The 24,103-nt window shown below is 70.7% G+C and carries 21 protein-coding genes, 1 tRNA gene and 1 pseudogene; 15 read left to right on the plus strand and 8 right to left on the minus strand.

The features are described from left to right. The 7 genes from IO20_RS0132140 to IO20_RS0132170 form a co-directional block, all read left to right on the plus strand. Positions 1-913 (plus strand): carbohydrate ABC transporter permease (locus IO20_RS0132140; RefSeq protein ID WP_031127772.1); only part of this gene is annotated, 913 nt, incomplete at its 5' end. Next, on the plus strand, positions 910-1,743 hold the full coding sequence (locus IO20_RS0132145) for a carbohydrate ABC transporter permease (protein ID WP_030556277.1): 834 nt from the start codon (positions 910-912) through the stop codon (positions 1,741-1,743). The genes IO20_RS0132140 and IO20_RS0132145, both read left to right, overlap by 4 nt. A 9-nt stretch (positions 1,744-1,752) precedes the next feature. Beyond that, positions 1,753-3,243 (plus strand): beta-N-acetylhexosaminidase, encoded by a 1,491-nt coding sequence (locus IO20_RS0132150; RefSeq protein WP_030556275.1) that lies wholly within the window; start codon positions 1,753-1,755, stop codon positions 3,241-3,243. Positions 3,244-3,260: 17 nt separating this feature from the next. Beyond that, on the plus strand, positions 3,261-4,691 hold the full coding sequence (locus tag IO20_RS0132155) for a cellulose binding domain-containing protein (protein ID WP_030556273.1): 1,431 nt from the start codon (positions 3,261-3,263) through the stop codon (positions 4,689-4,691). 534 nt (positions 4,692-5,225) lie between these two features. Next, entirely contained in the window at positions 5,226-5,915 is a 690-nt protein-coding gene (locus IO20_RS37875; protein ID WP_051875042.1) for a DUF998 domain-containing protein, read from the plus strand. A 7-nt stretch (positions 5,916-5,922) separates the two neighbouring features. Then, entirely contained in the window at positions 5,923-7,152 is a 1,230-nt protein-coding gene (locus IO20_RS0132165) for a sensor histidine kinase (RefSeq protein ID WP_051875039.1), read from the plus strand. Next, positions 7,149-7,814 (plus strand): response regulator transcription factor, encoded by a 666-nt coding sequence (locus IO20_RS0132170; protein WP_030556268.1) that lies wholly within the window; start codon positions 7,149-7,151, stop codon positions 7,812-7,814. Before IO20_RS0132165 ends, IO20_RS0132170 begins: the two co-directional genes overlap by 4 nt. On the opposite strand, the gene IO20_RS39180 is transcribed toward IO20_RS0132170, so the two are convergent. The 6 genes from IO20_RS39180 to IO20_RS0132200 all read right to left on the minus strand — a co-directional run bounded on the left by IO20_RS39180 (position 7,811) and on the right by IO20_RS0132200 (position 14,396). Continuing rightward, positions 7,811-8,974 (minus strand): ParB/RepB/Spo0J family partition protein, encoded by a 1,164-nt coding sequence (locus IO20_RS39180; RefSeq protein ID WP_078946266.1) that lies wholly within the window; start codon positions 8,972-8,974, stop codon positions 7,811-7,813. The genes IO20_RS0132170 and IO20_RS39180 overlap by 4 nt on opposite strands. Further along, positions 8,971-10,203: a ParA family protein gene (locus tag IO20_RS0132180; protein WP_030556263.1), complete on the minus strand. Its 1,233-nt coding sequence runs from the start codon at positions 10,201-10,203 to the stop codon at positions 8,971-8,973. The genes IO20_RS39180 and IO20_RS0132180 overlap by 4 nt, the downstream gene beginning before the upstream one ends. Before the next feature lie 508 nt (positions 10,204-10,711). Continuing rightward, entirely contained in the window at positions 10,712-11,365 is a 654-nt protein-coding gene (locus IO20_RS0132185; RefSeq protein ID WP_030556261.1) for a response regulator, read from the minus strand. Next, entirely contained in the window at positions 11,358-12,617 is a 1,260-nt protein-coding gene (locus IO20_RS0132190; RefSeq protein WP_030556260.1) for a sensor histidine kinase, read from the minus strand. Before IO20_RS0132190 ends, IO20_RS0132185 begins: the two co-directional genes overlap by 8 nt. A gap of 62 nt (positions 12,618-12,679) precedes the next feature. After that, positions 12,680-13,465, minus strand: a complete 786-nt coding sequence (locus tag IO20_RS0132195) for an ABC transporter permease (protein WP_030556258.1) — start codon at positions 13,463-13,465, stop codon at positions 12,680-12,682. 1 nt (position 13,466) lies between these two features. Beyond that, complete coding sequence (locus IO20_RS0132200) at positions 13,467-14,396, minus strand: ABC transporter ATP-binding protein (RefSeq protein WP_030556256.1); 930 nt, start codon at positions 14,394-14,396, stop codon at positions 13,467-13,469. Positions 14,397-14,601: 205 nt separating this feature from the next. Between IO20_RS0132200 and tap the strand changes: the two genes are divergently transcribed. Further along, on the plus strand, positions 14,602-16,809 hold the full coding sequence (gene tap, locus IO20_RS0132205; protein WP_030556255.1) for a telomere-associated protein Tap: 2,208 nt from the start codon (positions 14,602-14,604) through the stop codon (positions 16,807-16,809). Between the two features lie 7 nt (positions 16,810-16,816). Further along, entirely contained in the window at positions 16,817-17,377 is a 561-nt protein-coding gene (tpg, locus tag IO20_RS0132210) for a telomere-protecting terminal protein Tpg (protein WP_030556253.1), read from the plus strand. A 55-nt stretch (positions 17,378-17,432) separates the two neighbouring features. Here the strand turns inward: tpg and IO20_RS0132215 are convergent. After that, positions 17,433-17,506, minus strand: a tRNA-Met gene (locus IO20_RS0132215). Between the two features lie 169 nt (positions 17,507-17,675). Between IO20_RS0132215 and IO20_RS0132220 the strand changes: the two genes are divergently transcribed. Together IO20_RS0132220 and IO20_RS0132225 are read left to right on the plus strand one after the other, a co-directional pair. Then, complete coding sequence (locus tag IO20_RS0132220) at positions 17,676-18,065, plus strand: VOC family protein (protein ID WP_030556251.1); 390 nt, start codon at positions 17,676-17,678, stop codon at positions 18,063-18,065. 295 nt (positions 18,066-18,360) lie between these two features. After that, positions 18,361-18,780, plus strand: a complete 420-nt coding sequence (locus tag IO20_RS0132225) for a hypothetical protein (protein WP_030556249.1) — start codon at positions 18,361-18,363, stop codon at positions 18,778-18,780. 208 nt (positions 18,781-18,988) lie between these two features. Here the strand turns inward: IO20_RS0132225 and IO20_RS0132230 are convergent, their stop codons facing one another. After that, entirely contained in the window at positions 18,989-19,852 is an 864-nt protein-coding gene (locus IO20_RS0132230; protein ID WP_037636804.1) for an RNA repair domain-containing protein, read from the minus strand. 749 nt (positions 19,853-20,601) lie between these two features. Between IO20_RS0132230 and IO20_RS0132235 the strand changes: the two genes are divergently transcribed. From IO20_RS0132235 to IO20_RS0132255, 4 genes and pseudogenes are all read left to right on the plus strand, one after another. Beyond that, positions 20,602-21,297: an MOSC domain-containing protein gene (locus tag IO20_RS0132235; RefSeq protein WP_030556245.1), complete on the plus strand. Its 696-nt coding sequence runs from the start codon at positions 20,602-20,604 to the stop codon at positions 21,295-21,297. A 139-nt stretch (positions 21,298-21,436) separates the two neighbouring features. After that, a pseudogene (locus IO20_RS39185) lies at positions 21,437-21,967 on the plus strand (transposase); the annotation flags it as partial. A 1,099-nt stretch (positions 21,968-23,066) separates the two neighbouring features. Continuing rightward, positions 23,067-23,375, plus strand: coding sequence for a hypothetical protein (locus tag IO20_RS0132250; RefSeq protein WP_030556241.1), 309 nt, complete (start codon positions 23,067-23,069; stop codon positions 23,373-23,375). A 206-nt stretch (positions 23,376-23,581) separates the two neighbouring features. Beyond that, the gene (locus IO20_RS0132255; protein ID WP_030556240.1) at positions 23,582-23,767 is read left to right on the plus strand and encodes a hypothetical protein; all 186 of its coding nucleotides are present in this window, start codon (positions 23,582-23,584) and stop codon (positions 23,765-23,767) included. The last annotated feature ends 336 nt before the right edge of the window (positions 23,768-24,103 follow it).

Consider the following 24,103-nt stretch of genomic DNA (forward strand, 5'->3'; position numbering starts at 1 on the left):
CCTCCCCTACCTCCCCCGCCTCCCCCACCGGCAGGCCCTCTGGCCGTACTTCCTCGTCGCCCCCACTGTCCTCGGCGGCGTCCTCCTCCTCGGCTACCCCCTCGTCCGCAACCTGCTGATCTCCTTCCAGCGGTACGGCCTGGGCGAACTCATCCGCGGCGACGCCCCCTTCGTCGGCCTCCGCAACTACACGACCGTCCTCTCCGACCCCGAGTTCTGGGAGGTCGTGCACCGCACCCTCTGGTGGACCGTTGTCAACGTCGTCCTGATCATGGTGATCGGCACACTGGTCGCCCTGATGATGCTGAGGCTCGGCCGGTGGATGCGGATCCTGGTGACGAGCGGCCTCGTCCTCGCGTGGGCGAGCCCCGTCATCGCCACCACCACCGTCTTCCAATGGCTCTTCGCCTCCCGCCTGGGCGTGGTCAACTGGCTGCTCGTCCGGCTCGGTTTCGAGTCCTTCGAGGGGTACTCGTGGCTGGCCGACGGCCCTGCCGCCTTCACCGTCCTCGTCCTGCTCGTGGTCTGGCAGTCGGTCCCCTTCGCCGCGATCACCCTGCACTCGGCGCTGCTGACCGTCCCCGCCGAGCTGTACGAGTCGGCCCGTCTCGACGGCGCCGGCAGCCGGCGGATCTTCCGCTCGATCACCCTGCCGATCCTCCGGCCGATCTTCGGTCTCGTCCTCTGCCTGGAAGTCATCTGGGTCTTCCGCTGCTTCGCCCAGATCTGGGCCGTCACCAAGGGCGGTCCGGGCGAGGCGACGACCACCCTGCCCGTCTACGCCTACCGGGTCGCCCAGTCCCTGCACCGCTACGACCTCGGGGCTGCCGTGTCCACGCTCACCGTCCTCCTCCTCGTGGCGGTGCTGATCGCCTACTTCCGCCAGCTGCTCCGACAGGAGGCCGACCGGTGACCCCGCGCGCCCTGCGCCGACTCCCCCTGAACACGGCGGCGGCTCTCGTCTTCGTCCTGGCCGTCTTCCCGGTGTACTGGATGCTCCTCACCGCCTTCCGGCCCACCCGCGACATCCAGTCCGAGACCCCCCGGTTCCTCCCCGTGTCCGTCACCCTGGAGCACTTCGGGAAGGCCATGGCAGCGGACGGCTTCTGGATCTTCTGGCGCAACAGCCTGCTCGTGACCGCCGGGTGCGTGCTGCTCGCGCTGGTCGTGGCGCTCGCCGCGGCCTTCGCCGTCGCCCGGATGCGCTGGCGCGGCCGACGGGGCTTCATCCTGATGGTGTTCCTCGCACAAGTGGCGCCCTGGGAAGCGCTTCTGATCCCGATGTACGTCATCGCCCGGGACGCCGACCTGCTCGACCGGCTGGCGACCCTGAGCCTCGTCTACTTCATGATCACGCTGCCCTTCACCATCGTCACCCTCCGCTCCTTCCTGACCGCCGTCCCGGCCGAGCTGGAGGAGGCCGCGCAGGTCGACGGCTGCACCCGCGCCGTCGCCTTCCGCCGCGTGACGCTCCCCCTGCTCGCCCCCGGGCTGCTCGCGACCTCGCTCTTCGGATTCATCACCGCCTGGAACGAGTTCGCCTTCGCCAACATGTTGATCATCAAGAACCAGGACGACCGCACCCTGCCCGTCTGGCTCTCGTCCTTCTCGAACGTCTTCGGCACCGACTGGGGCGCCACCATGGCCGCCTCCACGCTGTTCGCCCTGCCCGTCCTCGTCCTCTTCCTGGTCCTGCAGGGCCGGGTCGCCGCCGGAATGACCGGCGGAGCCGTGAAGGGATAACGCACCTCGATGCCCCTGCCCCGACTCGTCCCCGATCCCACCCATCTCTCGCGGCTGCCAGGCCGGTTCACCTTCGACACGACGACCGCGCTGAAGGTCACACCCGGCGCCGACGCCGCCGCCCGGCTGCTGCGCACCCTGCTCGGGCCGGCCACCGGCCTGCCGCTGCCCGCCCGCCCGGACGGCTCCGTCGTGCTCGCCCTCGACAGCGCGCTCACCGGTCTCGGCGAGGAGGGGTACGGCCTCACCGTCGGCACGGAGGGCATCCTGCTGCGGGCCGCCCGCCCCGGCGGGCTCCTCGCCGGGGTCCAGACGCTGCGCCAGCTCCTGCCCGTGGACGCCTTCGGCGGCGAGCCCGCGCCCGGCGTCGTGTGGTCCGTGCCCTGCGTGCAGATCACCGACACCCCGCGCTTCCCCTGGCGCGGCTCGATGCTCGACGTGGCCCGCCGCTTCCGCCCCGTCTCCTACCTGCGCCGGTACGTCGACCTGCTCGCCCTCCACAAGCTCAACGTCCTCCACCTCCACCTCACCGACGACCAGGGCTGGCGCATGCCGGTCGCCGCACTCCCCCGGCTCACCGAGATGGGCGGGGTGCCGCACGGGGGTGCCTACACCCGCGCCGACCTCACCGGACTGGTCGCGTACGCGGCGGAGCGCGGCATCACCGTCGTGCCCGAGATCGAGATGCCCGGCCATGTCCGGGCCGCCCTCGCCGCCTACCCGGAGCTCGGCAACCACCCGGGTCGCACCTATGACGTCTGGGACCGGTGGGGCGTCTGCGAGAACATCCTCGGTGTCCACGACGAGGCCCTCGACTTCTGCCGCACGGTCCTGGACGAGGTCATGGACGTCTTCCCCTCCTCGTACGTCCACATCGGCGGCGAGGAGTGCCCCACCACCGAGTGGCACACCTCTCCGGCGGCGCGGCGACGGGCCGCCGACGAGGGACTCGCGGGCCCCGACGCGTTGCACGGCTGGTTCATGGAGCGGATCGGACGGCACCTCCTCGACGCCGGTCGGCAGCCGCTCGGCTGGACCGAGAACGGCGCCGACCTCCCGCCGTACTTCACCGTCATGCCCTGGCGCGACTCCGACCACGGCCGGGTCGCCGTCCGGCGCGGACACCGCGTCGTCATGGCACCCCACCGCACCACGTACCTCGACTACCCCCAGTCCGCCAGTCCCGCAGAGCCGCCCGGTCAGGCGGGGGAGGTCGTGGACCTCCACGCGGTGCACGGCAACGATCCGGCGCCGGCGGACTGGAGCCCCGAGGAGTCGGCCCGGGTGCTCGGCTCCCAGGTCCAGCTCTGGACCGAGTACGTGCCCACCGCCGCGCACGCCGAGTACCTGACGTTCCCCCGGCTCTGCGCCCTCGCCGAGGTCGTCTGGACCGGCCGCCACGACTGGCCCGGTTTCCAGGAACGCCTCAGCCACCACAGGACCCGGCTCGACGCCCTCGGGGTGCCGCGCCGTCTCTCGCCCACATCAGTCCCCACCTGAGGAGAGGAACCACCACCATGAACGACCCCACGAAGAAGACCGCGGGCGGTCTGCGGATCCGCGCCGCCCTCGCCGTGGCCGCGGTGACCGGGCTCGGTGCCACCGCGCTCACCGCGCTGCCGGCGGCCGCGGCCGGCGAGGCCCTCACCGTCCAGTACCGGCAGAGCGCGACCGGCAGCGACCAGGTCGAGCCCTGGTTCAAGGTGGTCAACACCGGCACGTCGAGCGTGCCGTTGAGCCAGGTGAAGGTGCGGTACTACTTCAAGGCCGACGCGGGAGCCTCGTACACCTACGCCTGCTCCTGGGCCGTGAAGGGCTGCGCGAACCTGACCGGCACCTTCGGGACGCCGGCCACCCCGACCGCGACCGCAGACCGCTATCTGGAGGTCGGCTTCACCGCCGGCGCCGGCTCCCTCGCGCCCGGCGCGGACACCGGCGACATGCAGCTGCGCTTCCACCGCTCCAACTGGCAGCCGCTGAACCAGAACGACGACTACTCCTTCGGGCAGGCCCAGACCACGTACGCCAACTGGTCGAAGGTCACCGCGACCGTCGGCGGCGTCCAGGTCTGGGGGACGGCCCCCGCGGGCAACGAACCCACGCCGACGCCGACCGATCCGACCACTCCCCCGCCCACGGGAGCCACGCTCTTCGACGACTTCGACTACACCGGTCACACGGACCCGGCCATCGCGACCCACGGCTGGAGCGTGCGGTCCAACTCCGGCGGCCCCGGAGTGCCGGGTGCCACCTGGGCCCCGGAGAACGTCACCTTCGCCAAGGAGGGCACGAACTCCATCATGAACCTGAGGAGTTCGACCGCCGGGACGGGCGAATCGACCAAGCACACCGAGATCCTCACCCGTGCCAGCAAGTTCAAGAACGGCACGTACGCGGCGCGCGTGCGCTTCTCCGACGCGCCGCTGTCCGGGCCGGACGGCGACCGCGTCGTCCAGACCTTCTTCACCATCAACGACCTCAAGGCCCCGATGGCGGACGACTACGCCGAGTACGACTTCGAGTACCTGCCCAACGGCGGCTGGGGCGAGCCCGCCAACATCCTCTACACGACTTCGTGGGAGACGTACCGGCCCGATCCCTGGGAGGCCGTCAACCAGCACTCGGAGGTCCGGGCGAGCTACGCAGGCTGGCACGACCTCGTCCTGACCATCGACGACAACACGATCGTCTACTACGTCGACGGCCAGGAGTTCGGCCGCCACGACGCCCGGTACCTGCCCGAGCGGCCCATGTCCATCAACTTCAACCAGTGGCTGATCGACCTGGCCGGCCAGACCTCGACGACCCCGCGCGCCTACGACCAGAAGGTGGACTACGTCCTGCACGTCAAGGACCAGGTGCTGACCCCGGCACAGGTGGCGGCCAAGATCGGCGCGTACCGCTCGGCGGGCACCACCTTCGAGGACTCGGTGCCGGCCGTCTCATAGCTCCGGGCCACCGACCACCGCCGCCGCCCCGCTCGCCGTGCCCGCCACGGCGAGCGGGGCCACGCGCCCGGCAGGCCGCTCCCGGTACCGGTCTTCATAACCCGGTTATGAAGACCGGTACCGAGTCTCCCGGAGCGTCACTCCGCCCGTGGAGCGAGCTCTTTATAACCGGGTTATGAAAGGTCCCCGCCGACGAGCCCCTCGGACCGTCGTCGCCTCGCCCGTCGCCGAGGCTCTTCATAACCGGGTTATATCCAGAGCCGCCGCCCGGGACGTCCGTCCCGTGGTCCGCGCCGCCGTCCTGAAGGCCCCGGCCTCCGCGCCCTGCCGCCCAACCCCGTCGGTGCGCGACTGACCATGGCCGCACAGAAGCGCGCTGTACGGGCGGTCCCCGGGCCCGTACACCGAACGGTGCAGCCGGCCGGCCGGAGGACGCCATCCGGTGTACGGCCGGATGTCTGCATCGGGTCGACGCGACCACTCCCCCGCCCTCCGTAGGTTCTGGACCACCGCAAGGACACGGAGGAGGACGACATGACGGTGACGAACACGGCCCCGGCAGCGAGACCACGGACCCCGCTCACCAAGCGCACCAAGCTGGCCCCGCTCACCCTGCTCGCCACCGGGGCGCTCGCACTGGCCGCGCTGGAGATGCTGAACCCGGCGTACGACCTGGTGAGCGAGACCCTCAGCCGGTACGTACACGGCAGGGCCGGCTGGCTGCTCCCGGCGGGACTGCTGGCCGTCGGCACCGCCTCCGCCGTCCTCGCGATACGGCTCGGCGCAGGGTTCCGGCGTACGGGCAGGGCGGCGCTCCTCGTATGGACGGCCGGCATCCTGATCGCCGCCCTCTTCCCGGCGGACCCGCCCGGCCACTGGAGCCGCCCCTCCCCCGCCGAACTCGTCCACGGCAACGCCGCCTTCCTCGCCTTCGCCGCCCTGCCGACCGCCGCCGTACTGCTCCACGGGACCCTCGCCGCCCGGCGGCCGGACCTGCGTACGGCCCTGACCACCCTCACCGCGGTCTCGGTCACGGCCACGGCGGCGCTCGCCGTCTTCCTGGTCGACGTGATGGACGGCGGCCCGTCGCTGGGACTGGGCGGCGCTCCCACACTCGTCGGCCTCGTCGAACGCCTGGTGATCGCCGCCGACGTCGCATGGGTCGCGCTCGCCGCGGCGGCGACGAGCCCCCGCGGGGAGCAGAGGCGGGCCCGCCGTGCATGATCGCCGCATGGACCGACCCGCCGCTGCCGCCCCTGCCGCTGCTGTCCCCGTCCCCGTCCCCGCCGCTGCCGCTGCCGACCCCGGCACGGTCCGGCCCGTCGACTGGCTCCTCGCGGCCCTCACCGCCGTCGCCGTCCTGGCAGGCACCGCCCGGCTCGGCGGCCGACTGGACGTCGCCGGAGCGCTGCCGCTCGCCCTGTGGCTGGGCCTGCTCCTCCTGGCACGCCGCCGGTGGCCGCTCGCCGTGCTGCTGCTGAGCGTGCTGGCGGTCCTCGTGTTCCGTACCTCCGGACTCACCGACGCCGGCTGGGTGTGGCCGGTCTCGGCCGCGTACGCCACCCTGGCCGCCGACGACCGCCCCGGACGACGCCCCGGCCTCCCGTGGGCGGCCGGGATCGGCCTGACGGAACTCGCCTACGCCGCGGACTGGGAGATGACGGTCGGCGGCACTCCCCCGCGCGAGGTCCTCGGCTCCCTGGGCACCGAGGCGCTGTGGCTGGCGGTGCTCCTCGCCGCCGCGACCGCCTACCGCAACCGCCTCCGCTGGCGCGCCGAACTCGACGAACGCCTGCTGCGGGCCGCGCGGGAACGGGACCTGGAAGCCGGCCGGCGGATCGCGGAAGCCCGTCTCGACATCGCCCGCGAACTGCACGACGTCGTCGGGCACACCCTCACCGTCGTCGGGATCCAACTCCGGGTCGCGGCCGAGGCACTGGACGACTCACCGCAGGAGGCACGGGCCGCGCTCGCCGACGCCCAGCGGGTCCGCACCGAGGCCGTACGGGACCTCCGCGCGCTCGTCCACGTGCTGCGCGCACCGGGGGACGCGCCGGAAGAGCCGGCGGCGGGAGTCCACGAGGTCGCCGCGCTCGTCGACCGGATGCGGTCGACGGAGCTGGACATCCGGTGGGAGACGTCCGGCGACCTCGGCGCCGTCCCCGCACCGGTTTCCCTCGCCGTCCACCGGATCGTTCAGGAGTCCCTCACCAACACGGTCCGCCATGCCGGGGCGTCACGTGCCGACGTGTCCGTCCGGTACGGCGCCGGGCGGGTGGAGGTGAGCGTCACCGACGACGGCCGGACCCCGCCGGTGACACCGGGGACGGCCGGACACGGGGTGCGCGGGATGGGAGAGCGGGTCCGCGCGCTCGGCGGAGACTTCTCCGCCGGACCGCTCGACGAGGGGTACGGATGGGTCGTACGGGCCGTCATCCCTGTGCCAGGCTTCCCGGCATGACGATCAAGGTGCTCCTCGCCGACGACCAGGCCCTGGTACGGGCCGGATTCAGCAGCCTCCTCGCCCGCGCCGAGGACATCGAGGTCGTCGGCGAGGCGGGCACGGGCGACGAAGCCGTCCGTACGGCCAGGACCGTACGCCCCGACGTCGTCCTCATGGACATCCGCATGCCCGGCACGGACGGCCTCACCGCCACCCGCACGATCACCGAGGACCCCGGCCTGACGGGCTGCCGGGTCATCGTCCTCACCACCTTCGAGACCGACGAGTACGTCTTCGCGGCCCTGAGCGCCGGCGCGAGCGGCTTCCTCACCAAGGAGATCGAACCGGACGGACTGCGCCAGGCCGTCCGGTCGGTGGCGGCCGGCGACGCCCTGCTCTCACCGGGCGCGACCCGTCGGGTCATCGAGCAGTTCGCGCACCGCCCGGCGCCCCCCGGCGACACCGCCGAACGGCTCGCGGTGCTCACCGCCCGGGAACGCGAGGTGACCCGCCTGATCGCGACCGGCCTGTCCAACGCCCAGATCGCCGCACAGCTCTTCATCAGCCCGCTCACCGCCAAGACCCACGTCACCCGCGCGATCGCGAAACTCGGCGTCCGCGACCGCGCCCAACTGGTGATCCTCGCCTACGAGACGGGCCTGATCCGCGCAGGCGGCTAGGACGCGGCGTCGTGCACGGCACGGAGGCGCGCGAGGAGGATCGACTGCTGCTCCCGGTCCATCCTGCGCAGCAGGAGATCGGCGACGGCCTCACCGTCGTGCCAGGGAATCCGCAGCCCCACCTGCAACGACGACTCGGGGGAACCACCCGCGGCCCGCCCGGGACCGACGGGGTTCTCCCGAGGCTCGGGAACGGCCTGGGCAGCGGTCTTCATAACCGGGTTATGAAGGGGCCCCGCCGACGAGCCTCCCGAGGCGCCACTCCGCTCGTCGAGCGAGCTCTTCATAACCGGGTTATGAAGAGGCGCCGCGGACGAGCCCCCCGGACCGCCGTCGCCCTGCTCGTCGCCCGGCGTCTTCATAACCCGGTTATATCCGGAGCCGCGGCCCGGGACGTCCGTCCCGTCGTCCGCGCCGCCGTCCTGAAGCACCCGCCGCTGGGCATCCTTCGCCGCCGCTTCCTGCGCCTTGATCTGCTTGAGCCGGACCTCCTGCTCCTCCGGTCGCTTGTTTCCGACCCTGCGCAGGTGCTTGGCCTGCTCCGTCCCGTCCTTCAGTCGCTGCTGAAGCTCGGGCGTGAGGTTCAGCAGGGCAAGGCGCTGGGACACCCAGGCCTGCGTCCGGTGCAGACGCTCGGCCAGCTTCTCCTGCGTGCCGTGCAGCTTGAGGAGCTGCTGAAGGGCCTTGGCCTCGTCGAGGGGATCCAGGTCCCTGCGATGGATGTTGGCGACGAGCGCGGATTCGAGGACGGCGTCGGGATCGGCTCCGAGCTCGTCGTCGAGCATGACCTTGAGCGTGTCGAGGCCGGCCTCGCGGGACGCGGCGAGGCGGGAGTTCCCGTCGATGACGACGTACTGGGTGTCGGGTTCGAGGTCGGCCTCGCGACCGGGGTGGGCCTGGAGGTAGGCGAAGCGGGTCATGATGCTGATGGCCGTCTTCTGGCCGTGGTCCCGCAGGCTGTTGGCCAGGTCGGTCAGGTCGCCGAGTTCGCTCCGGGGGTTGTCCGGGTTCAGGCTGACCGCGCCGAGAGGCAGCTCGGTGGGCGCGGCGACGCCTTCCGTGGGGGCGCTGGTCGCCTGGTTGATGGCGGCGCGGCGGGCGCTGACGGGCCGGGCCCGCTGGAAGGAACTGCCGGCCCCGAGGAGTTCGGCCTTGCTCACGAGATCTCCCTGGCGAGTGCGCGCATGCCGACGGCCTGGTCGCAGCGCGGGGCGTAGGCGAGGAGCGGCCTCTTCATGCGTACGGCCTCCTTCTGTTCCTTGAGGTCGCCGATGACGCCGACGACGCGGGGATCCTTTATGTCGATCCAGCCCTGCAGCGACGACGTGGCGATGAAGCCGCGGCGGGCGTCGTACTGGTTGACGACGATGCCGAGGTAGTCGAGGTCGAGGGCCATGTCGGTACGGAGGTCCTCCAGCTGCGAGGTGAGGAGGTCGTACGCGTCGGCGGAGCTGTCCTCGGCCTGGACGATGACGAGGATGCCGGAGTTGCCGGGCTCTTCTCCGTCGCGGCGGCGTCCGTAGTGGGCGGCGGCGTCCATGCTGAGGCCGAGGCTCGGCGGGCAGTCGACCACGATCACGTCGTAGTCCTGTTCCACGGAGCTGAGGGCGCGCTCGAGGGCGGCCTCCCGGGCGCGTACGCCGGACAGCTTCACGTCGAGCAGGAAGGCGTCGGTGCAGGCGGGGAGCAGGTGGAGGCGGTCGCCGAACCGCTCGTCGTCGACCTGCACGATGAGGTCCTGCAGCCGGCCCTTGGCCTCGCCGGACATGTGCTTCGTGAGGCTGTCGCCCTCGATGGGGAGGGGCGTGTGACCGAGCTGGCTGGTCATGTGCCCCTGGGGGTCGAAGTCGATGAGGAGCACGCTCAGTCCGAGGCCGGGGAGCTCCTCGTGGTCGAAGGCGTCGGTGGTCTCCTCGATGAGGGCGGCGAGGTGCTTGGAGATGCGGACCATGTGGAGCTGGTCGGAGTCCTCGGCCATCGCCTCGCCCACGCCGGCCGCCACGGCGGTCTTGCCGACGCCGCCCTTCTGGTTGCAGACGATGATGCGTCGGACGTACCGGGGCCGGAGGACGGCGGGCGCCGGGTTCTTGTCGAGCCACAGGGCGACGGACTGGGAGAGTCCCTGGACGATGGAGACGCCCCGGGCGGCGCAGTCGGCGCGGAAGCCGTCCCACTGTCCTTCGGGAAGGAAGGTGGAGAAGGACTTGGCGCCGGAGGTGTCGATGGGGGGCAGGTTGGAGCCCAGCCCGCGCCAGGCGGTGATGCCGGCTTCGACGGCGTTCTGGATGCCGATGCCGTGCTGAGCGCTGCGAACCTTCAGGTCGCGTTGCAGCTCGGCGGGAAGTTTCGAGACGACCTTCTCGCGGTCGCCGGGGGAGGGCTGAGTCATACGCGACACCTTACTAACATCCAAGATCGCTTCAAGCATCAACACGGTAGGTTCACCGACGAAATGACCGCGCGGACCTTCATAACGGCGTTATGAAGGACGGCGGGGTGCGGTGGTTCATAACCGGGTTATGAAGACCAGCCGGCCGGGGACCTCCATAACGCCGTTATGAAGCCGGACCGGGAGGGCGCCTCCGCAACGGCTGGTGGGGGAGGCCCGGGCAGGTGTCGTTCATAACCGGGTGATGAAGACCGCCAGGGCGGGTCCCTCCACTACCGGGCCATGAGGGCCGCCCGGGCGGGGGTCTTCATAACCGGGTTATGAAGACCGGCAGGGCGAGGACCTCCACCACCCGGCCATGAGGGACGTCCGAGCGAGGCCCTTCATGACGCCGTTATGAAGACCCGGCCCGGCGGGGGCCTTCATAACCCGGTTATGAAGAGCGGCCCGTGACGACGCGACAGCCCAAGCCCCCCCCGAGCGACCGGCACGCACCGAACCCCCGCGATCAGCCCTGCCGACCGTCGCCCAGGATCCCCCGGTCGTACGCCGCGGCCACCGCGGCCGCGCGGTCGCTGACGCCCAGCTTGGCGTAGAGGTGCGTGAGATGGGTCTTGACCGTCGCCTCGCTGATGAACAGCGTGCGGGCGATCTCCCGGTTCCCCGTGCCCCGGGCGACCAGCACGAGGACTTCGCGCTCGCGGGCGCTCAGGGAGGTGCGGGTGACGGAGGGGCCGCGGACCCGGGAGACGAGGCGGGTCGCGACGGCGGGGGAGAGGACCGTACGGCCTTCGGCGGCGGCGCGTACCGCGGTGAAGAGGTCTTCGCGCGGGGCGTCCTTGAGGAGGTAGCCGGTGGCCCCCGCCTCGATCGCGGGCAGGGTGTCGGAGTCGGTGTCGTACGTGGTGAGGACGAGGACCTTGCTCCTGGCACCCCGGCGCGCGAGTTCGGCGATGGCGTCGACCCCGCCGCCGCCCGGCATCCGCAGATCCATCAGCACGACGTCCGGGTCGAGGAGGCCGGCCAGCTCCACCGCCTCGACGCCGTTCGAGGCTTCGCCGAGGACCTCGAAGTCGGGGGCGGAGTCGAACATGCCGCGCAGCCCGTCGCGTACGACGGGATGGTCGTCGACGACGAGAAGGGTGATCGTCCGGTCAGTCATGGCGCACCAACGGTACGCGGGCGGAGATCGCGGTGCCGTGCCCCGGCTCGGACTCGATGTCGACGGTCCCGGCGAGGCGTTCGGCGCGGGCGCGCATCCCGCCGAGCCCGAAGCCGCCCGACGCGCCGCGCGGAGGCAGGGCGAACGGATCGAAGCCGCGGCCGTCGTCGCGCACGTCCAAGGTGACCTCGCCGTCCATGTAGGAGAGGGTGACGCCGACGCGGGTGGCGCGGGCGTGCCGAGCGGCGTTGGCCAGGGCCTCCTGGCCGATCCGCAGGAGCGTGGCCTCGATCTCCTCGTGCAGGGGCTCGACGGTACCGGTGGCGGTGAATTCGGCCCGTATGCCCGCCCGTACGGACCACTCGGCGACGGTCTTCTTCAGGGCCTCGTGCAGCGCGTCGTGCTCGAGGGCGCCGGGGCCGAGGTCCTGCACCGAGCGGCGGGCCTCCCCGAGGCTCTGCCGGGCCAGGGCCTGGGCACGTTCGAGGTGGTCGCGGGCGACGGCCGGATCGTCGGCCGCGGTGACCGCCTGGAGCTGGGTGATGATTCCGGTGAGTCCCTGGGCGAGGGTGTCGTGGATCTCGGCGGCGAGCCGGCGCCGTTCGTCGTCGACTCCCGCCTCGCGCGCCTGGAGCAGGAGTTGGGTGTGGAGCCCGGCGTTCTCGGCGAGGGCCTGTTCCAGGCGGGCGTTGGTCCGTTCCAGTTCGGCCATGGTGGCGGCCTTGGCCCGGGTCTCCTCGGCCTCCTTCTCGCCGAGGGTGCCGAAGATCAGGACGAGCGCGGCATGGAGGGCGAAGATCACGCCGAAGAGCAGCCACGCGGAGGGGGAGGCCGGGGGAAGCCCGCCCGACTGCGAGCCCGCCATCGTGACGGCGGTGACGAGGAGTCCGGTTCTGACCCGGCGCGGTGGCAGCAGGTGGTTGGCGTCGAAGTAGCCGATCACCGCGAAGAGGGAGAAGAGCGGGTTCAACCAGGTGAGCACGAAGGCGATTGCGGTGCGTACGGCGTAGTAGAGCCACCCGGGAAGCGAGCGACCCGAGCGACCCGGCAGCCCACGCCGGGCCCTGTCCCACCACACCTGCAGAACGAACGCCGCCGCGACGAGCACTCCGGCCGCGTACATCTCGCCGCGGGTCATGAAGAAGGACGCGGTGCCCGCACCGACCGCCGAGGCGAAGGCGAGCAGCCCGTACGGACCCCAGCGGTAGAACTTCCCCCACCGTTCCTCGGCGGTGGGTACCTGGCTCGTCATGGCGTCAAGGATGCCGTGTCCGCCCGCCCGCGGCCCACGCTTCTCGACCTCGCCCCGCACGATCACTCCCAGCGGAACCAGCGGACCGCGGCGCCGACCAGCAGCACCGCCCACAGACCGGTGACCCCGAGGTGCGACCAGCTCGGCCAGTCACCCGCGGCCGCCTGGCCGAGTGCCTGCGACGCGGCACCGAACGGCGTCAGGCCGACGATGTCCCTGAGCAGTTCGGGCATGACCTGTACGGGAGCGTAGACGCCGGCGGTGAACATCATCGGGAAGAAGGCGATCGTGCCGACGGTCTGCGCGATCTTCGTGGTGCGGGACAGCGCGGAGACGGCGGCGCCGAGTGCCAGCCCGGCGAGCACGGTGAGGACGATCGCCAGGACGTAGCCGGCGGGCTGCTCCGGGAGCGCGACGCCGAAGGCGAGCCTGCCGATCGTGAGGGCGAGGAGCACGGAGAGCAGGATCGCCGCTCCGTGCAGCACGATCTGTGCGGCGAGCAGGGACTTGGGGCTGGCGGGGGTGGTGGACAGGCGCCGCAGGATGCCGCGCTCGCGGTAGCCGGTGAGGACGCCGGGCATGGTCTGCGCGCCCGCCACGAGCACCGACAGGACCACGGCCACGGGGACGTACAGATCGATCCCCCGGCGGCCGCCGAGCGCCTCGTCCGCCTCCCGGAAGGAAGGGACGAGTCCCAGGATCGTGAGCAGCAGGCTGGGGAACGCGATGATCCAGAAGAGCACGGCGGGTTCGCGGCGGAAGAGCCGGGCCTCCGACCTGAGCACGGCGGCGGAGGCACCGGACCTGACGGAACCGGGGGAGGGGGCAGGGGCGGTGGGAACAGACACGTCAGGCCTCCTGAGCGGTGAGGTCGAGGAACGCCTCGTCCAAGGTGGCGTCCACGACCCGCAGTCGGCCCGCCGTGATGCGGTGCCTGGCGAGCAGCGAGAGAACGGCGGTGACGGTCTCGTCGGTGCCGTTGACGACGAGCCGGCGATCCGCCCCCTCCTGTCCGGAAGCGACTACGGAGGTGACCACGGAGGCGACGCCGGGCAGCTCCGCGAGCTCCCGCTCGTCGAGCGGGCTCGAGGGCGTGAACGAGATGACGGTCGAACTCGCGGCCCGGCCGATCACTCCCGCCGGGGTGTCGAGCGCGACGACCCGGCCCTTGTCGATGACCGCGATCCGGTCGCAGAGTCGGTGCGCCTCCTCCATGAAGTGGGTGACGAGCAGGACCGTGACACCCGAGTCCCTGACCTCCTCGATCAGCTGCCAGGTGTCACGCCGGGAACGCGGGTCGAGCCCGGTGGTGAGTTCGTCGAGAACGACGACCCTGGGGTCGCCGACGAGGGCGAGCGCGATGAACAGGCGCTGCTTCTGGCCGCCGCTCAGCCGGCCGAAGCGCGTGCCGAGGCTGTCGGTCAGACCGAGGCGCAGCGCGAGCCGCCGCCAGTCGGTGGGCTGGCGGTAGAAGGCGCTGTAGAGCTCCAGCGCATCCTGCACGGTGAGCTTGGCCTGCAGCTCGCTCTCCTGCAGCTGGGCCCCGAGGAGCCGGGTGACCCGGTCGTGGTCGGCGACCGGGTCGAGGCCCGCGACCCGTACGGTGCCGGAGTCGGGGACCCGCAGGCCCTCGACGCATTCGACGGTGGTGGTCTTGCCCGCACCGTTGGGGCCGAGGATCCCGAAGATCTCGCCCTCCTCGACGGCGAAGTCGACACCGTCGACGACGGCCCTGCCCCCGTAGGCCTTGCGCAGGCCTCTGACTTCGATGACTGCCATACGCAGATGCTCGCGTCCCACAGAGAACCGGGGCATCGCCCATCGAGCTCGAAGCGCCATCAGCCGATCGGCTGATGGCGGAGTACGACGATATCGCTGTACGCGGATCGCACGCGATGAGCACGCATCTTGTACGCCATATGAGCGGCGCATGTGCGCGGAAAGTACAAACGACGAGGGTAGGCTCCTCCTAGGAGGTGCTCTCATGCCCGGGTTGTTCGATGCGGTCGACGCACTGCTCGCGTCTCGCGCCGCCCTGCCGCCGCCGGAAGAGCGGAAGCGGCTGCGGCAGGCCCATGCCCTGACGGTCGACGAGGTCGCCGCCGCGCTCCAGGTACGCCGGGCCACGGTGACCAGCTGGGAGTCAGGCAGGACGGAACCACGCCCGCCGGAGCGCGACGCGTACGCACGCCTCCTGGACGGCCTGGCCAAGCTGTACCCGGCGCCGGCCGAGGACGAAAAGGAGGAGGTGGAGGAAGAAGAACAGCCCGACCCCCCCACCGACTCCACCCCGGCCACCCGACCCACGGCCACTCCGACGCCAACGAGCACTCCGCCAGCGAGCGCTCCGCCAGCGAGCACTCCGCCAAGGAGCACGCGGACAACGGGCACGCGGACAACGGGAGCTCGGACAACAGGTGGCACCACCCCCACCGCCGCCACGGACGACCGCTTCGCGAACGGCCCACTCGCGGTCATCGACGTCGACAGCGACGGCGACGGCGACGCCCCAGGCCAGGTACTGGCGTACTGCCAGGGCGGCCTGATCCTGGAGGTGCCCGCCAAGTCGCTCCCGTCCCTGGTCGAGTGGACGCTGAGCGAAGGCAGGCTCGGGCAGCCCAGGCTCTCGGGCCCGGGCAAGGACGCCGACCCGCTCCTCGTCCTCACTGAGGCGGCGCTGAACCGCTTCGGCCTGCCGACGTCCCTCACCCCCGAGGAGCGGACCGCCGGGCGGATCCCGGAGGCCCACAAGGTCGTCAAGCAGCTGAAGCGCGCGCAGTGGCAGCTGACGAAGCGCGGCTTCGGGCCGTGGGCGCGGATCTACCGTCCGGCCACGGGCTCCGAGCGGGCCTGCGTCCAGCTGTGCATCCCGTCCTGGGGCGCGCTCGATCCGCGCCACTGGGACGGCGCCGGCTCCCTGCCGCCGGCGGACCTCGCCCGCGTACTGGGCGTCTTCGCGGCCCGGGTGATGACGCCGCGCGGCTCCACGGCGGTGACCGGCCTGGAGCTGATGACCGCCCTGCACCCGCCGACCCGGGCGTCCGAGCCCGACGCGGACGGCAAGCGGCACTCCGAGCACAACCCCGGCAGCCTGGGCAAGGAGCCGGTCGACCCGGCGCCGTGCGAAGCGATCGACGGCCACCCGCTCCTCAAGGACCTGCCCCGCTTCCACGTCCGCGGGCCGGCCGAGAAGATCTTCGAGGAGGCGTACGACTGGGCCAGGCCGCTCACCGACGACGAGTGCATGCGCAGCCACCTGGTGGGCCTCGACGTGAACATGGCGTTCGCCGCCGGCGCGAACGGCCTGATCGTCGGCCTCGGCGCGCCGACCCGCGAGAAGAACCCGGTCTTCGACCCGAAGCTTCCGGGCGCGTGGCTGGTGGACCTCTCCCACGTGGACCTGTCGCGGGTGAAGGTCGGCAAGGAGTGGGCGGACCTCCGCGGCGACCTCCTGCCGTCGCCGTTCACGCCGAAGGGCGACCGCCCGACGGGCCCGGCCTGGTACGCGACGCCCACCGTCGCGTACGCGGTCGAGCTCGGCTACGAGGTGGCGCCCACCGAGGCGTACGTCCGCCACGACAACGGCCGCTACCTGGACAGCTGGTACGCCAGGCTCCGTGACGCGTACCTCGCCACGATGGCGGACCTCGGCGTCCGGGCCGACACGAGCCCGGAGGACTTCCTGAAGGCGATGGACGGCTACAAGAAGCGTGATCCGGAGCTGGCGATCGTCGTCTCGGCGATCAAGGCGACGGTGAAGGGCGGCCTGGGCAAGCTGCGCGAGCGCCCGCGCGGGGAGGGCTGGCGGCCGGGCGAGCCGTGGCGAGCCCTGTCCCGCTCCACCTGGCGGCCGGACATCCGCGCGGCGGTCATCTCCCGCACCCGCGTCAATCTCCACCGCAAGGTCGTGAAGCACGCGGCGTTCACGGGGCAGTACCCTGTCGCGATCCTGTCCGACTGCGTCGTGTACGCCGTGGACGGCACGTCGCCGCTCGACTTCCTGCCCTACCGGCAGGGCAAGGCGCTGCCGGGCGGCTTCAAGCTCGGCGTCAACCCGGGCCTGGTCAAGCACGAGGGCACGCAGACCGTCCTGTGGGGCGAGGGAGTCCGGGAGCAGTACGAAGCACCCGAACTGAACTTGGCCCGCTACATCAAGGCCGGCATCGTCTCCGATGCCGACAGCGGGGAGTAGGTAGGCGATGGGCGACTTCGACGACAGCCTCGACGAGGCGGTGCACAAGGCGTTCACCCGCCCGGTGCCGAAGAGCGCGGGCGCACGGATGCGGTTCCTGGTCAGGCAGCTGGGCGGCACCAGGCAGGTCGCCCAGCTGCTCGGAATCTCCCAGCGCACCGTCGAGCGGTACGTGAAGGACCAGATCAAGAAGCCCCGGCCCGACCTCGCCGCGCGCCTGGAGCGCGAGGTGAAGCTCAGGTGGCAGCCGCAGATCCAGGCGAGGGCCCGGCGGAAGGCGGCGTCGACCACCGGCATCGTCATCGACATCCACGCCCGCTTCGGCTACACGGGGGCTCCGGAAGGCACCACGGACCAGGACCGCATCCGCCATCTCACGGTGGCCCTCCCGCCCCCGTACGCGGCCCGCCTCTTCGACGCCCAGCAACAGGGCGCCGCGGACAACGAACTCCAGCAGATCGCGGCGAACTCCCTCCGGGAGGTCTACTTCCAGGACGACGGCCGCCGAGCGGGCTCCCTGCGAGAGGTGGAGATCAACGACCTCCTGAGCCTGGAGTTCGAACTGTAGGAAACGGAAACGCATGAGGCCCGGATCCAAAGGATCCGGGCCTCATGTCATTCAGTAGCGGGGACAGGATTTGAACCTGCGACCTCTGGGTTATGAGCCCAGCGAGCTACCGAGCTGCTCCACCCCGCGTCGGTAGGTACAACACTACGCTACCCACGACCCCTCGATGACCAGGGTGCGGAGGGCCGCCCGCGCTGACCGAGCGGGCTCCGGCGACTAAAATCAGTGGCGACATCGCGTGTCGGTCACCGACCGGGTGAGACATGGAGGTGTCAGGACATGCCCTCGGAGGCATTCCTTGCCAGTCGAACTGAACCACCTGATCATTCACGCCCGGGACAACCGGGAATCCGCGGAATTCTTCGCGAACCTGCTCGGCCTTGAGATCACCGCCGAATGGGGCCCGTTCATCGCCGTCGACCTGAACAACGGCGTCACGCTGGACTTCGCCACCCTTCCCGCGGACGAGATCACGCCCCAGCACTACGCCTTCCTGGTCTCCGAGGAGGAGTTCGACACGGCGTACACGCGCATCAGGCAGCACGGCATCGAGCACTACGCCGATCCCCACCGGAAGCGGCCCGGCGCGACCAACCGCAACGACGGCGGCCACGGCGTCTACTTCGTGGATCCGGCGGGCCACCTTCTGGAACTCATCACCGTGCCGTACGGCGGCTGGACCTCGTAACGTCTCTGCTAGGCGCGCTCGCGCTCCCGGGCTCCTGCCTTGCGCTCCTCGGGACGACGCGCTGCGGATTCCCCTCCGTCGCTCGGGAGGACATCGGAGCCGACGTGAGCCGGTCGTCTCGCTCGAATCAGCCGATTCTCCCAGCAAGAGACCACGACCTACCTGGCGGAGGTCGCGTACCCGGGGCCGACCACAGGCCCACTAAGCGGTTCACCTGGTGTTACCGCCTGCCTGTGTCAGTGGTGGCGGTTAGCTTGCGGGAAGGCCGAGGGTCGGCGACGAGGGAGGTTCTGCGGTGGGTGGCAACACGTGGACGGCGACCGGGCCGTACCAGGAGGATCTGGCGGCGGCGTTCCGGCAGGCTCAGCACCTGGAGCTGGCGAAGGATGATCACGGCTTTCCGGGACGGGGAATCGTCGAACTGTGGGAGGACGAGGGCTGGCGGGAGTACATCCTGACCGGCGGTACCTGCACGGTGCTCGACTTCTACGCGCTGATCGACGCCGATGCAGGTGACGAGTTCGCCATGATGCGCCCCTTGACCGAGGACGAGATACGCAGCTGGGCTCCCGACGGCTGGCCCACACACGACCAATGGGAAGCCGAGATGCGTCGGCTGCTCGACCCGATCGACCGTGGAATGGGACGGTGCACAGTGCTGTACCGGGATGGCGAACCAGCCGAGATCGCCTACTGGGGCTGTACCGCGGACTAGTCCCCCGGCATGCTCCTCACTTGTCGGTCTCGGGTGTCGAGCGCCGACGGCTCTGCCACCCCTTCTGGGCGCCCGTAGGACCCGGAGAGCACAGGTCGGCGCCGAGTCCTCGCGCACGCTTAGGATCGTTCCTGGGGAAGTCGTTGATCACTCAACGGCTTCTCCTCTTTCATGCTCTGCCGGGCCTTTTCGCGGGCATCAGTCGACCTTAGGCGGGCGGTGACGGCGGATGGTTGCCTGGAAGGGCCGGATTCTCCGGGTGACGTACGTCGCCGCTGCCGAGCCGGACACGGGACCGGACCCGCATCGGCTGGTCGCCGCGCCGGGAGAGCAGGATCAGCTCGTCGACCCGGGCCGTCATGGGGTGGAGGAGGGCCTCCGCCTTGCGGGCAAGAGCGTGTGGGTCCGTGGTCCGGCCGAGGGACAGGTGTGGGGTGAAGCCGTGCGAGTGCGATCCGCAGAGAGGGAAGCGGAGCTCCAGGGATTCCCGCAGCCGCGCCCAGGGCTCGTGGTCGGCCGCGGCGGGGTCGAGCCAGACGGTGGCGTCCTCGCGGTGGCCGAACCAGTGGATGCCCGCCAGGCGGGCGGTGAACGGCGGCGTCTCGGCGAGAGCGGCGGCGACCAGCGGCAGGGCCCGGACGAACTCGGCTTCGGGGACGAAACCGAAGAGCACGTTGACGTGCGGCGGCCAGCGGCGGATCTGTCGGTCGTGTTCGCGGCGAATGTGCTGGATCGGCGGCCACAACTCCGCCGGCGGCAGCCAGGCGACGGCGGTGCGGTTCGTCGGCGGGACGGCGAGGACGTCGCCGGGTGCCGGGGCCGGCACGGGACCGACCTGCCCGACGAGGGTCTCGTCGAGCCGGTCGATGCCGGAGGCGCGGTCCCAGACGACCTGGCCGTCCGCCTCGAAGAACACCACCCGGTGCCAGGGGATCTCCCCGCCGGGCACGAAGTCGCCGAGCAGGATCCGCTTCGGCGGGGCCCCGCGCTCGGCGATCCCCATCACGAACCGCTCGGGGTCGAAGCGCGGGTCCCAGAGCACCCGGTGGTAGATCTCGTCGCTCGTGTGCACGTCAGCACCTGCCCTTGACTATCAGGGTGACGCGCGCCCGGACGGCCCTGCAAATCAGCGCCCGGCCCGCCCACCTCGCTGCGTCGCTGACACGATCGTGCCGCAGGACCCCTACGGCGGCACGGATGACCTTGCAGGGAATCCGACCCATGCACGGAAGGCAGATTTCTGATTTACCTGGTGTTCCCTGAGTGAGATGACCTGCAATTTCTGGTTCCCTTTTCCGGGGCGGACTTCAGGTTGCCGGGGCTGAGGTTATTTTCGAGGGTGTGCCTATGTCGTCGAGTCCTCTGATCCCCCACGAGTCCAGTCCGGCGTAGATGGTGGCGGTGTGGCAACGCGGTGATTCCATGATTTCGGCTTCGCCGCGGTAGACGGCGATCAGCGAGTCGGTGCCGCGCCATCAGGTGTCCGCAAGGCCGGCGACCTCTGGCACGCCTTCGACCCCCCCGTCGGCGGGCGGACGGGCGCCCTCCCGGGACTCTGCGCTCACGGACGAGGTCTGCGGGAGGAAGCTGCCCCGGTCCGACAGCTACCCCGTTTCCGGCCGATCCTCAGGTGGGTAGCCGCGAGATGGCAGGAAGACGCCCACGGGTGACCTGGGACTTACTGGATCACGCCACCGGCCGACATCAGAATGACCGCGTGCGCGACGCGTACGACACGCACGCCTCGAAAGCGGAGGGTCCGGTGCGCCGTCCCCGTTCGCTCCATCCGACAGCGCAGTCCGGGACCCGAAAGAGAATCACGTGCACCTTCGAGAAATCTGGCGGTTCCCCGTCAAGTCCATGCGTGGGGAACGGCTGAAGAGCGTCGAACTCACCGACAACGGCCTGACCGGTGACCGGCACGTCCACGTCCGGGACTCCCGCGGCCTGCTGACCGCACGGGTGCGCTCCCGGCTGCTGGGTCTGTCGGCGACCACGGCCGAGGACGGCGGGGTGCTGGTGAACGGGCACCCCTGGGACGGACCGGAGGCCGCGGAACTGATCCGCGGCGCGGCCGGCCCCGACGCGGAGGCGGTGCGCTACGCCGGCCGGGAGAGGTTCGACGTCCTCAACCTGACCGTCATCACCGACGGGGCCGCCCAGGCCCTCGGCCACGACCCGCGCCGGCTCCGGTCCAACCTGGTGATCGGCGGCGTCCCCGGCCTCTCCGAACGCGACTGGCCCGGCCGTACCCTGCGCATCGGCGACGCCGTCATCGGCGTCCTCAAGCTGCGGTCCCGCTGCGTCATGACGACGGTCGACCCGGACACGGGCGAGCGGAACCACGACGTCCTGCGCGACATCCACCGGCTGTACGACGGCACCTTCGCGCTGGACTGCTGGGTGGCCTCCCCCGGCACCGTCACCGAGGGCGACGAGGTCCGGCTGACCGACGAGGAGTGGCCGGAGCCGGTCCGCGGCGGCTGGATCGTCGGGGCGCCGTACGTCGTGCCCTAAGGCTCGGGACATGATGCCCCCTGTGACGAACAGCCCGCAGACACCTCCAGCTCGGATCCCGGGCTATGACGGCGGTCCCTTCCACCACCAGCCCGACCTTCTGGACGAGCACCTGTTCTGGGTGGGCCACCTGCACAACGGCGCGGACGCTGCCCGCCGGGGTCGTTCCGTGGAGCCTTCCGTTGGAGGACCGGGCGCTGCTGGTCGCGGCGTACGGGCGTACCAACCTGACGATGCGGCAGCTCGCACCGCTGTTCGGGGTATCGAAGTCAGTGGAGGCCCGCACCCGCAAGAGGTTCGCCAAGGACACCGTGCTCATCGTCGACGGCACCCTGGTGCCCACCCATGACCACACCATTGCCGCACAGTCCAAGAACTACCGGTACTCCACCAATCACCAGGTCGTCATCGACGCCGACACCCGCCTGGTGGTCGTGGTCGGCCGGTCCCTCGCCGGGAACCCAACGACTGCAAGGCATGGGAGGAATCCGGTGCCAAGGCCGCCGTCGGCAAGACCCTCACGATCGCCGACGGCGGTTATCCCGGCACCGGACTGCTCATCCCGCACCGTCGCGAACGCGGCCAGATCGAGCTCCCGGACTGGAAGGAGGAGCACAAGCGGTCCCACAAGCGGGTCCGTGCCCGCGTCGAGCACGTCTTCGCCCGCATGAACCTCACCCTCGCCGGGCAGCGGAACGCCTCGCAACGTGTGCGACCGCCGCCGAGACCGCACGGAGGTCATATACGGGACAGCCCTTAGGGCATGACCTGTGAGGAGGCGAGGCTCGGCCCTGAATCGACGATGATCAGCCCTTTAACATGTGCCGTATTTTCTCCAACTCTACATACTGCATCAACTCAGCTCGAAGCTTCCCGCCCCAGAAGCAGTAGATGGGCTCTCGTTATGACAGCTGAGTGGTACGTCCTCATCCAGGAGGACACCAGGGTGACGGAGCGCGCCGACGGCGTCGACTTGAAGCTGCACCGCTGAAGCTGGCGGGCACTCACCTCATCAATGGCACCGAGGCACAAGCCAAAGCAGTAGCCGAGGACGCGGCCCTGCACTACATACCGGCAGTCCTGGCCCGGCATGCCCGACCGGGCGACGAGCCGGCCCGGCAGAAAAGCCTGAAGGACAGACTCCGCAGCGCACTGGAGGACCCGCCGCCTCCCGCGAAACCGTGGACCCCCAAGGCATGGACCCGGGAAGCCCAGGCCTGAGAAGTGCGAGGCGAACTGCCGGTGGATGGAGCGGATCGGGGTACACGGCCTCGCATGGCACCGAAGACCGAACACCTCCTGCGGGCCGTACGGCAACTGCGCCGGGTCCGTGCCCTCTACATGTCAGGCGTCCTGTTGTGGGCGGTAGCCGCGGCCTGGACGGGAGGGGCGCATCCCGGGAGCCGGCAGATGTGGGTCTCCCTGCTCCTCCTCGCGGTTTTCGCGGGCCTCCTATGCACGGCCTGCGTATGGCTGCGGCGCCTCCAGACCGCCCCAGGTCGCCGGCCTGCGCACCACGCCGCACCCCGACGGGCCATCACCTCACGTCACGCGAGCGCCTGAACCCGACCCGCACGAAACCTGGGTTTCGGATGCGCGCACGGGTGGTCGCATCCCCCTTGCCCGCCGGCGCCAGAAACGCGGGCCAAGGCGAAAACGTCACTGTTCAAAGCAGTCGATGGCACGTCAGAGACCGTTCAGGACCAGTTCATCACGGAGGATGAGGAAAGCAGGACGACACCACACTCCGTCCCACGCGAGGAGCCGCCATGGCCACCTTTGTCATCACCATTCCCGGCACATTCACCTCAGGCATCACCGACTCCGCCCGATCGACCCTCGAACGGAAGCTGGCCCCCCAGCACACAGACGTCAGTGAGAGCGAAGGCCTGAACCTCCTCACACTGAACGAGGACGACACCTTCGCTGTCCGGCTCGAAGTCGACGCCGCAGACCGGTACGAGGCCAAACTGGACGCCACAAGGCTCGTCTCAGCCGCGCTGGAGGAGGCGGGAATTGCCGAAGCCAACGCTCCGCTCGGCCCGCCGGTCGTCACCGGCATCGACAGCGATCTCTGACCCCGCGCGCCACACCACAGCCGCGGCAAGGCCCCTGAGACCCGCCCCGGCTCGATGACCGGCATCGCGCTTCGCCCTGCACACGAAGCACTGCATCCGACCGTCACGAGCCTGGAGAGAGTGACGGCTCGCCCGCAGGCAGTCTCGCCGGCTTGCAACGGCGATGCGGGGGCATACGAGCAGCACCCTTCGAAAGGAGATTGCTCATGCTCGGCATAGTGGCGGCGGTGCTGTTCTTCATCGCGTTCCTGATCAACGCGGCGGACATCGGCACCAACGATGCGTTCACCTCGACGAACGTGATGCTGCTCGGGCTCACCGCCCTGGCCCTACAGGTGGCAGGCATCGGCGCCGGCCACAGCGCCAGACGGCGCCCCTGGTCCCGCTCCTGAGGGGGCGCCACCTCCCCGACGACCACGAAGCACCACCCTCCCCGTAGCCAGCTTGGCCCGCGCGAGCGGGCCACAGGACTGAAGGCGCAGCCGAAAGTCCCCAGCGGCAGGGGAGCGCAGCGGACCTGCCGCCCCGGTCTGGAGCGAAGCGGAAGACCGGGAGCGGGACAATGTCCCGCAGCTCCGGGAGCGCAGCGGACGGAGCGTCAACCGGACTGTGCAACAGTCCGGTTGAACGGGCCGGCATCGGCCCGGCAGCGCTTCCGCGGAGCGGAAGCGCAACACCCGTGCGCAGCGCGGGTGTTCGTTTGCACAGCGCGCAGCGCTGTGGGACCC

The sequence above is a fragment of the Streptomyces exfoliatus genome, assembly GCF_000725545.1.
GTDB classification, from domain to species: Bacteria; Actinomycetota; Actinomycetes; order Streptomycetales; family Streptomycetaceae; genus Streptomyces; species Streptomyces exfoliatus.

Coding starts and splice junctions, on each gene's coding strand:
- IO20_RS0132150 (WP_030556275.1), top strand. CDS start 1,753: ATGCCCCTGCCCCGACTCGTCCCCGATCCCACCCATCTCTCGCGGCTG.
- IO20_RS0132155 (WP_030556273.1), top strand. CDS start 3,261: ATGAACGACCCCACGAAGAAGACCGCGGGCGGTCTGCGGATCCGCGCC.
- IO20_RS37875 (WP_051875042.1), top strand. CDS start 5,226: ATGACGGTGACGAACACGGCCCCGGCAGCGAGACCACGGACCCCGCTC.
- IO20_RS0132165 (WP_051875039.1), top strand. CDS start 5,923: ATGGACCGACCCGCCGCTGCCGCCCCTGCCGCTGCTGTCCCCGTCCCC.
- IO20_RS0132170 (WP_030556268.1), top strand. CDS start 7,149: ATGACGATCAAGGTGCTCCTCGCCGACGACCAGGCCCTGGTACGGGCC.
- IO20_RS0132180 (WP_030556263.1), bottom strand. CDS start 10,203: ATGACTCAGCCCTCCCCCGGCGACCGCGAGAAGGTCGTCTCGAAACTT.
- IO20_RS0132185 (WP_030556261.1), bottom strand. CDS start 11,365: ATGACTGACCGGACGATCACCCTTCTCGTCGTCGACGACCATCCCGTC.
- IO20_RS0132190 (WP_030556260.1), bottom strand. CDS start 12,617: ATGACGAGCCAGGTACCCACCGCCGAGGAACGGTGGGGGAAGTTCTAC.
- IO20_RS0132200 (WP_030556256.1), bottom strand. CDS start 14,396: ATGGCAGTCATCGAAGTCAGAGGCCTGCGCAAGGCCTACGGGGGCAGG.
- tap (WP_030556255.1), top strand. CDS start 14,602: ATGCCCGGGTTGTTCGATGCGGTCGACGCACTGCTCGCGTCTCGCGCC.
- tpg (WP_030556253.1), top strand. CDS start 16,817: ATGGGCGACTTCGACGACAGCCTCGACGAGGCGGTGCACAAGGCGTTC.
- IO20_RS0132250 (WP_030556241.1), top strand. CDS start 23,067: ATGGCCACCTTTGTCATCACCATTCCCGGCACATTCACCTCAGGCATC.
- IO20_RS0132255 (WP_030556240.1), top strand. CDS start 23,582: ATGCTCGGCATAGTGGCGGCGGTGCTGTTCTTCATCGCGTTCCTGATC.